Origin of the sequence: uncultured Muribaculum sp., assembly GCF_910583865.1 — a bacterium.
Lineage (GTDB): Bacteria > Bacteroidota > Bacteroidia > Bacteroidales > Muribaculaceae > Muribaculum.
Genome location: NZ_CAJTYX010000036.1, coordinates 11,751 through 28,655, shown reverse-complemented (window position 1 = coordinate 28,655; position 16,905 = coordinate 11,751). Strand labels below are relative to the sequence as shown.

9 protein-coding genes are annotated in these 16,905 nt (G+C 55.3%); 3 read left to right on the top strand and 6 right to left on the bottom strand.

The features are described from left to right. Positions 1–237 precede the first annotated feature (237 nt). From QZ303_RS08380 to QZ303_RS08355, 6 genes are all read right to left on the bottom strand, one after another. The gene (locus tag QZ303_RS08380; protein WP_295731634.1) at positions 238–1,542 is read right to left on the bottom strand and encodes a GTP-binding protein; all 1,305 of its coding nucleotides are present in this window, start codon (positions 1,540–1,542) and stop codon (positions 238–240) included. Between the two features lie 25 nt (positions 1,543–1,567). Next, the gene (glmS, locus tag QZ303_RS08375) at positions 1,568–3,412 is read right to left on the bottom strand and encodes a glutamine--fructose-6-phosphate transaminase (isomerizing) (protein WP_295731632.1); all 1,845 of its coding nucleotides are present in this window, start codon (positions 3,410–3,412) and stop codon (positions 1,568–1,570) included. A 113-nt stretch (positions 3,413–3,525) separates the two neighbouring features. Further along, entirely contained in the window at positions 3,526–4,431 is a 906-nt protein-coding gene (gene queG / locus QZ303_RS08370) for a tRNA epoxyqueuosine(34) reductase QueG (protein WP_295731629.1), read from the bottom strand. A gap of 165 nt (positions 4,432–4,596) precedes the next feature. Beyond that, positions 4,597–8,202 (bottom strand): discoidin domain-containing protein, encoded by a 3,606-nt coding sequence (locus QZ303_RS08365; protein WP_295731627.1) that lies wholly within the window; start codon positions 8,200–8,202, stop codon positions 4,597–4,599. Between the two features lie 233 nt (positions 8,203–8,435). Continuing rightward, positions 8,436–9,089, bottom strand: a complete 654-nt coding sequence (locus tag QZ303_RS08360) for a polysaccharide deacetylase family protein (protein WP_295731625.1) — start codon at positions 9,087–9,089, stop codon at positions 8,436–8,438. Positions 9,090–9,101: 12 nt separating this feature from the next. Next, a complete protein-coding gene (locus QZ303_RS08355) occupies positions 9,102–12,548 on the bottom strand; it encodes a DUF2723 domain-containing protein (RefSeq protein ID WP_295731623.1) in 3,447 nt (1,148 codons plus the stop codon). A 204-nt stretch (positions 12,549–12,752) separates the two neighbouring features. On the opposite strand from QZ303_RS08355, the gene porV reads away from it, so the two are divergent. The 3 genes from porV to QZ303_RS08340 all read left to right on the top strand — a co-directional run bounded on the left by porV (position 12,753) and on the right by QZ303_RS08340 (position 16,897). Next, positions 12,753–13,964, top strand: a complete 1,212-nt coding sequence (porV, locus tag QZ303_RS08350) for a type IX secretion system outer membrane channel protein PorV (RefSeq protein ID WP_295731621.1) — start codon at positions 12,753–12,755, stop codon at positions 13,962–13,964. Between the two features lie 45 nt (positions 13,965–14,009). Beyond that, positions 14,010–14,501 (top strand): 2-C-methyl-D-erythritol 2,4-cyclodiphosphate synthase, encoded by a 492-nt coding sequence (gene ispF / locus QZ303_RS08345; RefSeq protein WP_295731619.1) that lies wholly within the window; start codon positions 14,010–14,012, stop codon positions 14,499–14,501. 230 nt (positions 14,502–14,731) lie between these two features. Continuing rightward, complete coding sequence (locus tag QZ303_RS08340) at positions 14,732–16,897, top strand: M6 family metalloprotease domain-containing protein (protein WP_295731617.1); 2,166 nt, start codon at positions 14,732–14,734, stop codon at positions 16,895–16,897. The last annotated feature ends 8 nt before the right edge of the window (positions 16,898–16,905 follow it).

Below are 16,905 nucleotides of genomic sequence, written 5' to 3'. Positions count from 1 at the left end.
CTTTCAAGATGTTGGACTCTCTGATTTATGGTTTAGCGGACAGTAATAAATTAAAATAAAAAATAGCCGAAGAATAGAGGTTGTACTCCATCCACGGTAAGAAATTCACCGTTAGAGCCGATTATTGACGGATTGTCTCCTACTGCTTATCGCAATCTTCGAAGCAATCTCTAAAGAAAAAAGCGATGTGCTGAATTTTCAACACATCGCCATCTTAGTGGGTTGGGGAGTGTGGTGTCAGAAGCGGCCGAGGCATGCGTCGAGTTCGCGGGTGATGGCCTCGCGGTCGAGGTGCTGGCCGATGAACACGAGCTTGACCATGCGGTCGCCGTAGTGCTCGTGCCAGTCGCGCATCATGTCGGGATTCTGCTGCATGAGCATCATCAGGTCATCTTCCGGAGCGGTGGCATACCATTGGCCAGCTTCGGTGAGTTTCTTTTGGATACCTGCCTGCTCGAACAGGTAGGACATCTCCGGGCGCTGCTCGAAGTAGAGCACGCCTTTGGTGCGGACCACGTTGCGCGGCCATTTCTTGTCGAGGAAGTAGTCGAACCTGTTGAGGCCGAACGGATCGCGGCGGTAGTAGACGAAAGTCTGTATACCGTATTCCTCCGCCTCGCCCTCTCCGTCATGGTGATGGTGGTTGTGATGGTGGTGGCCGTGCTCTTCTTCGTCATGATGACGGTGTCCGTCATGGTCGTAATCGCCATCATGGTCATGATGGTCGTCATCGTGGTCGTGGTGGTGCTCCTCGTGATGATTGTGATGGTCGGCCTGTGCTTCAAGTTCCTCCTCTTCCGAGACCGGACGTTCGAGTTCGCGCACCCATCCGGCGGAAGTGGCGACTTTCTCGAAGTTGAACAGGTGGGTGTCGAGCAGTCGCGCAATGTCCACGTCGGCGTAGTCGGTGTCGATGATCTCCGCTTTCGGCTGTATCACGCGCACGATCTCGCGTATGCGTTTGAGCTGGTCGGAAGCCACTTCGGAGGCCTTGTTGAGGAGGATGATGTTGCAGAACTCTATCTGCTGTATGACAAGGTTTTCGATGTCCTCGTCGTCGATGTCCTTCTTGGTGAGGTCGCGGCCGCAGTCGAATTCGCTCTGTAGCCTCAGGGCGTCGACCACCGTCACTATGCAGTCGAGGCGCGGTATTCCGTTTTGGCCATATTCAGCACCCATGTATGGGATGGAGCATATGGTCTGGGCTATCGGGGCGGGTTCGCAGATGCCGCTCGCCTCGATCACTATGTAGTCGAATCGGTGGAGGGCGATGATGTCCTCGATCTGCTTCACGAGGTCCATCTTCAGCGTGCAGCATATGCAGCCGTTCTGAAGGGCCACGAGCGAGTCGTCGGCAGTATCGACCACTCCACCTTTCTGTATGAGCGACGCGTCGATGTTCACTTCGCCGATGTCATTGACAATCACGGCGAAGCGTATGCCGCGCTCGTTGGAGAGGATATGGTTTACCAGTGTTGTCTTGCCGCTGCCGAGATAACCGGTCAGCAGCAGTACGGGGGTCTGTTCTTTTTTAGTTGACATGGCGTGTTTATTGTACTTTACAAGATTATTCTACGGTGACCGACTTGGCGAGGTTGCGCGGCATGTCGACATTGCACCCCTTCATTATCGCGATATGATAGGCGAGCAGCTGGAGCGGGATGGCGGCGATGACGGGCGATATGGCTTCTGGTACGGGCGGAATCTCAAGCACATGGTCGGCGATGGCCGGGATTGTAGTGTCGCCTTTGGTGACGATGGCTATCACGGAGCCTCCGCGCGCTTTCACCTGCTGTATGTTGGAGATGACTTTCTCGTGGAGGTCGTCGTCGGGAGCTATCACCACTGTCGGCATTTCCTTGTCGATGAGGGCTATCGGGCCGTGCTTCATCTCAGCGGCGGGGTATCCTTCGGCATGGATGTAGCTGATTTCCTTAAGTTTGAGTGCGCCTTCGAGCGCGCTCGGGTAGTTGTAACCGCGTCCGAGGTATAGGAAGTTGCGCACGTAGGTGTAGGTGGCCGAAAGCTTCTCTATCTGCGGGTTCAGTTTGAGTGTCTCAGTGATGAGTGCCGGGAGGCTCTGCAACGAGCGCGCCACCTCGGTCAGCTGCTCCTTGCTTACAGTGCCTTTGAGCTGCCCTATGGCGAGAGCGAGCATGGCAAGCACGGTCACTTGTCCTGTGAAAGCCTTGGTAGAGGCCACGCCTATTTCCGGGCCGACGTGGATGTATGTGCCTGTGTGGGTCTCGCGTGCTATCGATGAACCGACGACGTTGCATACGCCGTAGACAAACGCTCCCTGCTCCTTGGCAAGCTTTATAGCGGCAAGGGTGTCGGCAGTCTCTCCGCTCTGCGATATTGCTATCACGACGTCGTCTGGGCGTATGACCGGGTTGGCGTAGCGGAATTCGGAAGCGTATTCTACGCGTGTCGGTATGCGGGCGAAATTCTCGATGAGGCGCGCCCCGATCAGTCCGGCGTGCCACGACGTGCCGCACGCCACGATGAGGATGCGGCCTGCGTTGATGAAACGGTCGGGATGGTCGCTCACGCCGGAGAGCTTTATGGCTGTGCCGTCGGCGGCGATGCGGCCTCGTATGCAGTCGAATATCGTGTTGGTCTGCTCGAATATCTCCTTGAGCATGAAGTGGGGGTAGCCGCCTTTCTCGAGTTGCGACACCGACATGCGGAGGGTCTGGATGTCGACGGTCGACTCTTCGTTGTCGGTGGTGATGACCTTGAGAGGTTCGTCGCGGGTGATGATGGCGATTTCGTTGTCGCGGAGGTAGACCACTCGGTTGGTGTAGTCGATGATAGGTGAGGCGTCGGAGGCGATGAACGTCTCGTCGTCACCTATGCCGATCACGAGCGGCGAGCTCTTGCGGGCGGCGATTACCGTGTCGGGACAGTCGGAGTCGATTACCGCTATGGCGTAGGCCCCGATCACCTGGTTGAGGGCCTCGCGCACTGCATCGAGAAGCGTGCAGTTGTTGTTGGACTGAATATATTCGATTAGCTTGACCACCACCTCGGTGTCGGTCTGGCTGACGAACTCGCAGCCATGCTGCATGAGCGCCTGTTTGAGTACGTTGTAGTTCTCGATGGTTCCGTTGTGGACAATCGCTATCTTCCCGTTGGTGCTGTAGTGGGGATGGGCGTTCACGTCGCTCGGCTCGCCGTGGGTGGCCCATCTTGTGTGGGCTATCCCTACTGTGCCTGTGATGTCCTTTGACTGGCAGAATGCCTCAAGTTCGGCTACTTTGCCGGTGTGCTTGTAGATGTTCAACTTGCCTTCCGGATTGATCATGGCCACTCCGGCGCTGTCATATCCTCTGTACTCAAGACGGTGGAGGCCCTTGACAAGGATGTCATATGCTTCCCGGTGTCCGATGTATCCTACTATTCCACACATAGATAAGTCGATAATTTATAGTTAGTCGTTAAATAATAGCCATAGGTTGTGACTTTTGCAACGTGCAAATTTACGAATTTTTAGCGGACGATGAGAAAAAACTTTTGCCTATGTCAACGCGGGCGCATCGCCGCGAGGTTGCGCAGCAGTCCGGCGAGCTTGGCGCGTTTTACGGCGGAGTGCGAGAATATGCGGGAGAAACCGTCAGGCGTCATCGAGGCGATATCGTTGTCTCGCAGCGATAGGAATGAGTCTGACGGGCGGAATTCGTCGATGTCGGTGGGCAGGGCGCCGGCGTTGAGAGGGCATACGCTCTGGCAGGTGTCGCAGCCGTAGATGCGTCGTCCCGGGTCGGGCGCGTCGTCAGGGAGCGGCCCGCGATGCTCTATGGTGAGGTAGGAGAGGCAGCAGCGCGCGTCGATGGTTGAATCGCCGGCGATGGCCTTCCCCGGGCATGCGCGGATACATCTGTCGCATCCTTCGGGGCACGACAGCGTGCATGGGTCTGAAGGTTGCAGCCGAAGGGTGGTGACTATCTCGCCGAGGAAGCATGCCGACCCGTGGCCCGGCACGATGAGCTGCGCGTTGCGTCCGACAAACCCTATGCCGGCTTTCACGGCCCAGTACCGCTCCATCAGCGGCGCGGTGTCCACGCATATGCGGAATGCCGCGTCCGGATTCTGTGCCGACAGGGATTCGACAACCTGCTCCAGACAATTGCGCACCACTTCGTGGTAGTCGCGCCCGTAGGCATACCAGGCAAACTGCGGCGCGTCGCCGCTCTGGCGCGTGGCGGGAAAATAGTTGAATGCCGCGACTATGATGCTCCTTGCGCCGTCAAGAAGGTTGCGCGGGTCGCGGCGCACCTCGGGGTATCGCGCGAGGTAATCCATCGAGGCATGGTTGCCGTCACGCAGCCATCTCTCACGCCTTTGCCATGCCTCCGGGTCGACCTGTGCAGCCTCGGCCACACCCCATCTGAGCGCGCCCGCAGCCTGCATGATATCGTCAAGATTCATAATCATGCACAAATTTACGAAATTACCGGTGCACGGTGAAATATAGACAGGTGCCGCGTCGGAATCCAGCGCGGCACCTCGGGTTTGGAACTTCAAGTTTTCAAACAATCTTAAACTTACCTAATCTTTATTTTTATTTGAGGTTTATAAATGCGAATGCAGTGTTTATCGGAAGAGCACTTTCTCCGTAGTGCCGTCGGAGTAACGTACGATGTGGATGCCGTTGCCCGGATTCTCAATGCGTACACCCTGGAGGTTATAGACGGCCTCGATATCCTTGTGCTGCTTAAGCTCCACGCCTTTTATGGCGGATGTGCCTCCTGCGGCGAATATCTCTACTTCTGCAAGTGCCGGATAAGCATATATATTATTGTTCAGGGTGATTGACACATGCGAGGTTTTCACGTCGCTTCCGAATATATGCTCTACCGATGCCTTCTTGCCGATATTGGTTATCACTGCTCCCGGTATGGCCACGAACTTGCCGTTGTCCTTGTACTTGACAGTGACATCCTTTACGACCTCGCTCATCTGGTCATTCTCATTGAGCGCGTAGTTGTCGTCAGGGAAGTAAAGACGTATCTTGGTGGGCGTGCACTCTTCGGCCAGCTCGAATATGATGTCGATATCGTCCTCATATCCGGAAGCTTCCTCTATCGCCTCCAATGCGTTGCTCTTGGTGTCGCCATCGGTCAGGCCGGATACGGTGTAAGTATCGTAGTAGTCGTCCCACCCCGGTCCGTAGGGGTACTGGTAGACAGTGGCGGCAAGTCCCGACAAGATGTTTTTCGCGTTTGGATCATCGACGATGGCCGACATGCTGCGGGTCTTGGAATACTCACCGTTGGTAAGATCGAATGTCAGTGCGGTTACACCTACGCCCTTTGCGGCAATCTCGACATTGAAACTGCTTGAGGCTGCATCCTCGGAGATATTCGTGATTTCGACATTGGCATTTGAAGCGGAGGCTTTAAGCTCGAAATTATCAGCACGGGTCTCGCCATTGAGCGAGTAGGGGATATTGATTACCGACTTCTCACCCATCTTCACGAGAACGTCATTCGGGAGGGTGAAGGAGATCTGGGTGGCTTGGCGGCCATATACCTCGAACTCCCATATGCGCGGGGTGATGATGGCGTTGAAGTTGTTCGGTGCCAGGCGGACGAAGCGTGCTGCGGTCGGCTCGATATAGTCATATTTGATATTGTCGCCGGCGCGTCCGTTTCGGTCGACCGCCTCGGTCCATGTCTCGCCGTCGTTGCTCAGCTCGATGCGGTAGTTGGCTATGTTGTCGCGGTCCTCGTCGCCCGACTTGCAGTCGAATATACCGAATCCATAGATGATGAATGGATCCATAAGGTCAATCACCACATAAGGATATTTGCAACTTGTGCACCATTTTGCATCCGTATTTTCGGGTTTGCGCACTCCGTCGAGGAGGTTTGCTCCACCCTGTGCGCTATTTGCGGGAGTGCTCTGGTCAACGATTTTCTTGCCGAGCGCAATGTTGGCAATTTGGTTGAAGCGATCTTCCGTCATGCCTTCCACTACGAAAGCCTCGGCTTCGCCGCTTCCTAAGGTATTTGTAAGTTTTGCCTTTACTTTGAACGAGCCTGTTGATTCCACCACTACGCGTGTGTCCGGCTTTGATGCGTCGGCACCCTCGGCGAAGCGGAGTCCTTCGGGGAGAGTCCACAGGCATTCCGTGGTATTGCCTGCCGCTACGGCATGAAGTTCAATTACGTCGCCGACCTTGGCGTAGCTGCATGAGGTGATTATCTCTACCACAGGGGCAGACTGTCCGGCGAACCCGGCCTTGACAGAGGCGGTCTTGCCTGTGGAGGAGTTTTTCATTACAGGCACAACCTTGATTTCTACAGAAGCCTCATCGGCATTGCGCTTGATCTCAGGGATGTAGTAGGCTTCGTCGCGGGTCTGTCCCACGAGGGTCTGCTTGCCTGCGGCATCAGCCACATATATGTCGAAATGGTCGAGATCGGCGTTGTCGGCCCAGTCCCAGGTGACGCGCAGGTCTCCTCCATCTTCGCCGAGCTTGTTGAGTATGGCGAGGTTGGAGATTTCGACGGCTTTCGGCGAGTAGCCTTCAGGGATAATGGAGAGTTGGCCGAGACGCATCTCATAGGCGGCTATCTCAGGGTCGGCTTTCAGGTCGAAGCCCACCATGTAGACGGTCTTGCCTTTTGCGGATGACAGGTCATATACGGCAACCGTCCATCCGTTGGACTGCGATGTAGAGCGTGCGGCTATCTCAAGGTCGGGATTTACCGAGCTTGACGTGGAGAGCCTGAGCACGGGAGTGAGTGTATTGTTGCTTTTGTAGACGAGGCGCAGCTCTCCACCGTCGCACTTGGCCGCCATCTTGTAGAGGCGCATGAGGTTGGAGCCTGCCGGGAGCGTACCTGCTATCAGCATGGAATTGCCGCCGGAGTATGCATCGTCCCAGTCGATCGATTCGGTGAGCCCGTCACCGTTTTCGATCCACCATCGCCATGTCGGGAGTATCCCCTGCATGCCGCCGTGGCTCCAGTCGCGTGAGCCGGCGTTCACGCCCTCGACGAAGCGGTGTTTGCCTACTCCGACATTGAAGTTGGTAGTGAACGGGAACGCGTCGATGGCCGTTGCCTCGACCATGGCTCCGGAGAGGCCGCGCCAGCTTGGCGACCATGACGAACCTTTCTTCACGATAGTGGAAGGATCTCCGGCTTTGTTCACATAGGTGCCGCGCTCGTTTTCGTAGGTCTTGCGCATCGCCTCATAGGCTTTCTCCCCGCGAGCGTCCGGTTTGTAGAAATATGATTCGACATTGGATTTCCATATCTTGTCCTCGGGAACGAACAGTGCGAGAGATGTCACATGGCCTGTGCGTGTAAAGCCGTTGTCCAGGTCGCGTGCGAAGCCCATGAGTCCGGCGCGTCCGCATTCGATGCCGGAATAGATGCGGTGGAATATCTCCTCCTGGGTGCATCCGATGCGCGAAGCATAGCTGCGCCAGTCCTCTACCGCGCCGTAGTCGAGGAAGTGGGAACTGCGCGGGTTGGTCTTTAGCATGTCGACATATGGCTTGGTGCTTGCGTCGTACCACACAATCTCCATTGTGTTGTCGCCGTCGGCCTGGGCCAGGGAATAGAAGTATTCCACCCATTCGACCCAAGTGCTCTGCAGCTCCTGGTTGCTTTCATCGTTGATGAAATATCCGTCATAGCCGTAGTATTTCGCCATCTCGTAGAGTTTCTTCGCATAGGGGAACTCATTTCCGTTGCGGCTGACAAGCTGCTTGGCCCACATGCCGCCGTTATTGGTGCCCTGAAGGAATATGTTGGCAAACGCCTTTGTGCCGTTGATATGAGCGGCATCGATGGTGGGTGCCGGCGGGATGACGATAATGCCTTCATCGTCGGCCCCACCCCAGTTGACGAATTTTTCTATATATTGCCAGAACGTGGGCGTATAACCGATGAAGTCATCGTAGCCTTGGGCGGCACATAGTCCGCACATCTTTGAGGTGACGGTGGCGGTCATAAGCTGTCCTTCGGCGAATTGCTCGGCATTTGCCTTCATGACTTCGGGAGTAGCGACACGCTGTTTTAGCGGTACGCGTGAACGGTTGAATTTGGCGTCCTTGTCGTAGGAGGGCGTCCAGTTGCGGATATCGTCGGGAAACCAACACCCGGCATAAGGCTGCTGCGCGACAGCCAACCCGCCTGTCAAGGTCAGTAGAAGAGTCGATGTGAGTAATGATCTGAGTCTCATGTGTATATAAATTGGGGTTAAAATGCGCTATGATTCGACCCTGCAAAGTTACTGACTCAAATATCCGCCTAAGTGACTGTGTGATATGAATGTGTCCGTCTGGGCGCATAAATCCACGTATTGATGTACGTCTGCATCCATTCATACAGGCAGACGTAGATTTTCTGCATACGGACACAAGAACGGCGATGTGCCGTATCTGGCACATCGCCGTAAATTATAGTAGTTTTGTATTACATCGGAATCGGGGCGAACTCGTAACCTTGGTCGCGCAGCCACTCGATGGCGCGGGGCAGCGCGTAGCGCAGGTTTGCCTCTGCCTTCAGAGAGTCATGGAACACGATGATGGAGCCGTTGCGCGCATAGCGGCGCACATTCTTGAGCACGCTGTCTCCGTTGAGCTTGCGCGAGTAGTCGCGGGTGACGACGTCATACATCACGATGTTGAAGTGCTCTTTGATGATTTTGGCCTGTCCCCAGCGCATGATGCCGTGGGGCGGCCGGTAGAGCGGGCTGTAGATGAGGTTGTCGGCCTCCTTGATATTGCGCAGGTAGTTGCGCGAGGTCTCCTTGAAGCCTTGCAGATGGTTCATCGTATGGTTGCCCCAGCTGTGGCCACGACGCTTTATCTCTTCGAGCAGTTCGGGATGACGGCGCACGTTGTCGCCGACGAGGAAGAATGTAGCTTTGATGCCGTAGTGGTCGAGGAGGTCGAGAATCCATGGTGTCACTTCCGGAATCGGGCCGTCGTCGAACGTCAGGTAGACCGTACGCCTCTTCTTCCGCTTTATTCGCCAAATGGCTTCCGGGAACAGGATGCGGTAGAGCAGCGGGGGCTGCTCTATGAAGCGTGACGGCTTGAAACGGAAATACTTGCTCGCTTTCATCGGCCCGAAAGGCTATCCTTTTTCTGTGGTACGGTAGAAGCGGTTGAAGTCGACACCCTCTGCGGCAAGCTGCTTGATGGTCTCTTCAGGATCCCCACCGAGCGACACGTAGAGCTGCACCAGCTGCATGAAGTAGGTGTCGAAAATGTAGCGGTCGACGCGCGTGAGCGACTGGAACTTGGCGGGCGACAGGCTCTGTATGTAGAGCATGTACTGCTTGTAGAGGTCCACTTCGCGCTTGGCGATGGCAAGCCCTTTCTCGGTAAGGGCCTTGTCGCCGGTCACGGCGCCGAGGCGTCCGAAGAGGTCAGCTGTCTGGTAGCCGATCTGTATGCCGTAGGGGGCGGTGTATTCGGGCATCTTCTCCACCATGAGGTTGAGCACGTCGGCGGCGCGCGAGTAGCGCTGGTCGATATAGCGCTCAGTCTCCAGTCGCTTTTCGGGCGTCATCGACAGAGAGTCCTCTACGTAGAGCGCTTCCGCAGTCACGCCCTCGTTGTACAGCTCCGTGGCGAGGTCGAGCATGGCGCTGCGCGTGGTGGTGACCATACGGCGTACCGTCTCGTCGAGATATATGTCGCCGGCATCGGTAGTCTTGTCGAGGCCTCCCCAGCGGAACTTGTTCATCACATTGTCGTAGGCCTTGTCGGTGTTGACCGGAATCTGTCCGTGGAAGTCCTCGTTCTTTATGCCGCCTACCTCGTATGCCATGCCTGTCGAACGCATGAACGGCTGCAGGCCGAGATAATAGTCGTCGGGCACGGTCATGGCGAAGTAGAACGGGCGTTTCCATCCCTCCTTGGCGTTGGTGGCAAGCATGTCGATGGCTATCATCGAGCTTAGGCGCAGTCCGCTCTCGGCGTTGCCCCTCTGATCGAGGTCGATGGCCGGCGACAGCGCTGCGCGCTCGGCTTCGGTGGCACGTCCGGCGGCTACCATCTCGTCGGGATTGACGGGGATATACATGTTGGGGTGGCGGAACTCGTAGAGCCCGTAGGTGTTGTTCTTCGCGTCCTCGCGATATGCCTCTTTCAGGGCTGCAAGGGCGTTGACGCGCGTGGTGTCAGGTTCGATGAAGTATGTGAACTGGCGCTTGTCGTGGGCGTAGACGTCGGGAGTGGCGAGCATCGGTATGGCCGGGGCGTCGTAGGACGGGTGGCGAAGTTGGTCGACATACCAGTCGGTAGTGAGGTAGGAGAGGTTGACAACGCGCACGTCGGTGCGGTAGCCCTCAACTTCCTGGGCGTACCAGAGGGGGAAGGTGTCGTTGTCGCCGTTGGTGAACACTATCGCGTTGGGGTCGAGCGAGCTGAGGTAGTTCATGCCGAAGTCGCGGGCGGCATATCGACCCGAGCGGTCGTGGTCGTCCCATGTCTGCGACACCATCTGCAGCGGTACAAAGATGGCGAAGAGCATGGCTATGGCGGCACCGATCCAGTCGAGGCGCTTCCTGCGTGATTCCGCCGCCTTGGGATCTGCAAGTCCGGCTATGAGCCTCCATATGCCGGCGACACCCATGCCTACCCATATGGCGAAAGCATAGAACGATCCTGCGAATGCGTAGTCGCGCTCACGTGGCTGGTTGGGCACCTGGTTGAGGTAGATGACGATGGCGATTCCGGTCATGAAGAAGAGGAAGAACACCACCCAGAATTGCTCTATGCCCCTCTTGGAAGTGAATGCCTGCCACAGGAGTCCGATGATGCCGAGCAAGAGCGGTAGCATGAAGAACACGTTATGTCCCTTGTTGCCACTGCCGAGGTCCTCGGGGAGTAGCGATTGGTCGCCGAGTCGGGCGTTGTCGATCAGAGGTATACCGGAGATCCAGTTGCCATGGGTCACCTCGCCGTTGCCCTGTATGTCGTTCTGGCGTCCGGCGAAGTTCCACATGAAGTAGCGCCAATACATGTGGTTGAGCTGGTAGTTGAAGAAGTAGCGCAGGTTCTCAATGAAAGTCGGTTTTATGCGCATCGGCTTGTCGCCGAGCGGATTGCCGTTGGTGTCGACATAGTTGGTAGTGGCTACCGGAGTGCCTGTCATGCCGGTCCACTCGCGGTAGGCGTCGGCGAATTTGCCGTCGTACATGCGCGGGAAAAGCATGTTCAGCTCGGGAGTCATCTCGTAGTCGAGCTTAGTGCCGGTCACCTCGTAGCGGTCGGGCTGGTCGGGGGAAGTCTTTACCGTCTTTCCCCATAGGGCCTTGCCCTCCTTCTTAAGCGCTTTGGGCACTCCGTCGGCGCCTACCTCGTAGACTATGCCGGAGTTGAAGGTCTGACCGTAGAAGAGCGGGCGTTCGCCGTATTGCTCGCGGTTGAGGTAGGAGGAGAGGGCGAACACGTTGTCGGGCGAGTTCTGGTTCATCGGGGTATAGGCGTTGGATCGTATGAGCAGGAGCGCATAAGAGCTATAGCCTATGAATATTACCAGTATGCTGAGCACAACCACGTTGAATATCCTTACGGGTATCTTCTTGAGATAGATGCAGAGATACCACAGCAGGGCGCAGAATATCACGAGCGACACCATCCAGCTGTCGCCTATGAACGGGATGCCGGAGAAGAAAACCGTGAGGAAGAACGACGCGCGGATGCGTGCGGGGCTTTTCTGTCTGTAAAGCTCGGCGACGGCCCATATCATCACCGCGAAAGTGACGATGGTGTAGATCAGTGCGCCTGAGTTATAGCCCATGCCGAGGGTGTTGACGAAGAACAGTTCGGAGTACTGGGCCATCTCGATGAATCCCGGCACGAGGCCGTAGAGGATGAGCGCCACGATGACGAACGACACCAGCAGGGCGGCTATCGAGCCTCGCCCGTCGGGGTTCTTGAATTTCTTGTAGTAGAACACGAGCACGATTGCCGGGATGCAGAGCAGGTTGAGAAGGTGCACGGCAATCGATATGCCGATCACGTAGGCGATGAGCACGAGGTAGCGGTCGCTGTGAGGCTCGTCGGCCCTGTTTTCCCATTTGAGAATCAGCCAGAACACCAGTGCCGTACAGAATGATGAGAATGCATATACCTCACCTTCTACTGCGGAGAACCAGAACGTGTCGCTCCAGGTGTAGACCAGTGAGCCGCACATGGCCGAGCCGAAGATGATAAGCATCTGCAACGAGGATACCTGCGTGGCGTCATCCTTGACAATCAGGCGCTTCACCAGATGCGTTATCGTCCAGAAAAGCAGCAGGATAGTGGCCGCGCTAAGAAGCGCCGACATGGTGTTGACGGCGAGCGCCACCTTCGAAGGGTCGCTCACGAAGTTGACGAAGAAACGCGCCGTGAGCATGAATATCGGGTTGCCCGGCGGGTGTCCGATCTCGAGTTTATAGCCTTGTGAGATGAATTCCGGGCAGTCCCAGAAACTTGCCGTAGGCTCAAGCGTGCACAGGTATGTGACAGCGGCGATGGCGAAAGCCACCCAGCCCAGGATGTTGTTGAGTATGCGATATTGTTTCATTCTTGCAAGAAATAGCGGAATTGTCGCCGCCGTGAAAACTTGGCAAAGTTAACGAATAATCCTTTAAGTAGAAGTGGGGCATGCTGATTTTCTGTTTTTTTCACACAGAATGGAATGCCGCGATACAATAAATGACGTTGCCGAGGGGTTATTATTCTTAGGAATAATGCGCGTAGGCGCTGTTCTCTTTATAATCGTTATCGCATGAAAAGAATACAGACATCCATATTGTTCCTTGTGGCGCTGGCCATAGCTTTCCCGCAGTGTGCCATGGCCCAGAAGGATCAGTTCAACCCTATCGAGACGGGCGTCGTGTCGCTCGGCATCGCTCCCGACGCCCGTGCGGCAGGCATGGGCGATCTCGGCGCGGCCACTGATCCCGATGCCTACAGCCAGTTCTGGAATCCGTCGAAATATGCGTTCGCTTACAGCAATGCCGCCGTTTCGATCAGCTACACCCCCTGGTTGCGCAAGATTGTCAACGACATCTTCCTTGCCAATGTGTCGGGCTACTGGAAACTCGGCGGAGGCGACAACCAGGCTCTCAGCGCCTCGCTGCGATACTTCTCGCTCGGTGAAGTGTCGTCCTATAGCGACTTGGAAGGTGGTGCGGGCCAGACGTTCAACCCCTATGAGATGGCGTTTGACATAGGCTATTCGCGCAAGCTTTCCGAAAGCTATTCGATGGGCATCGTGTTCCGCTACGTCTATTCTGCGCTTGGCTACAACAGCGACGGAGGCTCCGAAGCGGGCAATCCCGTGAGCGGTGCGTCGGCATTCTCCGCCGATATCTCCGGCTATCTCACCAAATATCCGATTATCGGGCAGAGCGAGTGCCAGTGGTCGCTGGGATGGAACATCAGCAATATCGGCTCGAAACTGAACTTCGACAACGGCACGTCGCCGGCGTTCCTTCCTACAAACCTGCGCTTAGGCACGAACTTTGCTTTTCCTCTTGCCGACTACCACACGCTCTCCATCGGACTTGACCTGAACAAGCTGCTCGTGCCCGCCAAGCCCCGGCGTGTGGACTACGAGGATGGCATAGAGGGTGACGAGGAATTTCAGCGCGCCACCATCGACTGGGAGAACACATCGTCGATATCGGGCATATTCAAGTCGTTCAGTGACGCACCGGGCGGCTTCAAGGAGGAGTTGCGTGAAATCACATGGAGCCTGGGCGCAGAGTACAACTACAACCAGCAGTTCTTCCTGCGTGCGGGATATTACTACGAGAACGAGTATAAGGGTGGACGTAAGTATTATGGCCTCGGAGCCGGATTCGCGCTCAATGTGCTGCGTCTCGACGCAAGCTACATGATTGCCGCCTCACAGAACTCGCCACTCGACCAGACTCTCCGTTTCTCTCTGACTTTCGACATGGAGGGGCTTAAGGAGATTTTCGGACGCCGTTGATGCTGCGATGCCGGACGTTATACATTAAATATAATATACGAATCTATGAGTGCTGCAACATCCTTCAGAGTGGGCAACGGATTTGACGTGCATCGTCTCGTGCCCGACCGCGATTTATGGATATGCGGGGTGCATATTCCCCACCGCCTCGGGCTTCTCGGACACAGCGATGCCGACGTGGCCCTGCATGCCTTGAGCGACGCCATCCTCGGGGCGGCCTCGCTGCGTGACATCGGCTACCATTTCCCTGACACCGATCCGGCCTACAAAGGAGCCGACTCACGGCGTCTGTTGCGTGAGGTGGTGCGCCTGGTCGGCGAGAAGGGCTATGCCGTAGGAAACGTTGATGTCACCATCATGGCGCAGGCTCCGAAGATGCTCCCCCATATACCTGACATGATAGCCAATATCGCCGCTGACCTCGGGTTGGATCCCGATTGCGTGTCGGTGAAGGCCACTACCACCGAACGACTCGGATTTACGGGCCGCGAGGAGGGCATAGCGGCCATGGCGACGGCCTTGATATATCGCAGATAATAAGAGGTTGTTTTTAAACAACCTTTAAGAATCAATCGTAGACGAAAAGCGGACACATGATGGCAATGTGTCCGCTTTTATTGTTTTATTTCATAAATATTTGGTAAAATTTCCTTATTAAAAATTAAATAGTTACTTTTGCGATATTGACTTGCAGGGATGATACAGACGGCGTCATGCCGTCTGCCGATTCTGACAAACGCGTTATGCCTATTAATAATTGATTGGAAATGAAGCTTTCAGTTCTGAGATTTTGTATCTACTTTATTACTACGATGATTGCAGGCGGCACCGCCCGTGCAATCATCGCCAATCCCGAGCCTTGCACTGTCACGCAGCCCGACGGTTCGGAAGTCACGTTGCGTCTTTACGGTGACGAACACTACAACTACACACTTACAACGGAAGGCTACGGCGTGATGTACAATGCCGCCGCCCGCACCTGGGAATACTCCCGGCTCGCCGCCAACGGCATTGTTGTGCCCTCCGGCGAACTCGCCGTCTCCGGCAAAGCCCCTCTCCACGGCGTGCGCGGCCTCCGGCCTTTGCCTCCTGTATCATCCAGATCCGCGGCATCCCGGAGGCTGGAGACAGGAAAATATGATTACGATAATTTCCGTGGACTTGTAATCCTGGTAGAATATAGCGATGCTCCTTTCTCGCGCTCCGACATCCGTGAGGTGATGGATGACATGATAAACAAACCCGGATATGACGGATATGTGACCACCGGGGCTAATCCACATAAGGAAGAATATACCGGCTCTGTCAGGGACTACTACTTTGACAATTCAGGCGGACGGTTTGACCCGAAATTCGATGTTGTAGGACCTGTAGAAATAAATATGTCGCAATATTCGGCAGGGCAGACATCCAATGCCCAACGCCTTGTCACCACCGCGCTAAAGGCCGCCGACAGTCAGATCGATTATTCGCGTTATGACACCGACGGCGACGGGACGGTAGATATGATATATTTCATATTTTCCGGCGCAGGATCAAATTTCTCCGGCAATGACGAGAGGCTGATATGGCCGCACGCCTCATATGTCGGCAACCTCACTCTTGATGGTGTAGCTATGGGGCGGTATGCATGTTCTACCGAACTTTATGGCAAACCGTCGCAGAAGCTGCTTGACGGAATAGGCACGATGTGCCACGAGTTCAGCCACGTGCTCGGGCTTGCCGATCTCTACGACACCGACTATAAAGAGAACGGCCAGGCGCAGCATCCCGATAAATGGTCGGTAATGGCAAGCGGGCCTTATCTAAATAAGAGCCGCACTCCATGCGGATATTCTCTTTATGAACGCTATGCGCTGGGGTTTGCTGTCCCGAGGCTTATCGGTGAAGAAGGCTCATACAGTATAACTCCCTTAAATGAAGGGACTTTGGCCGACGGATGCCGGATAAATACTCCTGTGGATAATGAGTTCTTTTTGCTTGAGAATCGTCGCCGCACGGGTTGGGATGCTTACCTGCCCGGAGAGGGGATGCTCGTCAGCCGTGTGGATTCAACCAATGTGGCTGTATGGGATAATAATGAGGTGAATGCCTCTGCAGCACATACTTATTTCACATTGTTGCGTGCCACTCCGTCGATAAAGGGTACTACGGTGACTGACAGCGATGGTGATCCTTTCCCCGGAAGCGGCAGTGTCACGGCTCTCGACAATACCACCAATCCGTCCCTGCGCTCATGGACGATGGTGTCAAATCCGTTGGTCATAGAGAGTATCGCCATATCACAGGATGGCAATGTGACATTTGATGTGAAGAAGGATGAAGTGCCGACCTTGTTGGAGGATTTCGCCCTGATGGAGCCTGCCGAAGGTGACGCTGAAGATGTGGCGGGACGGTTTGCAAGATGGACTTTCCTGAAAGGAGCGGCCATTGTGAAGCCTGGTACGGATGGAGCGAGCAAGCTCGCCACTATAAAGGGATCCGAAATCATATGCAACACAATCGAGGCTGACGTAGAGAATGTGGCCATAACGATAACCAATCCGACGACATCCAACGCAATTTTCCGCTTGTATACTTCCATAGACGGGGGAGAATGGATTACGGCAAAGACCGTGAGTGGAAGTTCAAGTCCTTCGGTGGGCAAGGGGCAGACGTTGGCCATACATTACAATACCGGTTCGCTTGTGAACCCATCTCTGAAGCTCATGCAGGTGTCTGGAAGCATCACCGACAAGTGCTTTGTCGATTGCGTGGAAGTCATGCTCAAGGCCGGTTCAGATCCTTCCGGCGTGGATGGTATTCTTTTCGACGGCATGCAGGCGCAAGAGGAATGGTATGATATACATGGCCGGCACATCGCAGTCCCTGAGGCAGCGCATGGCGTGTTTATCCGCCGATGCGGTAATGAAGTTGTAAAGGTAATACGATAAGGTGCTTG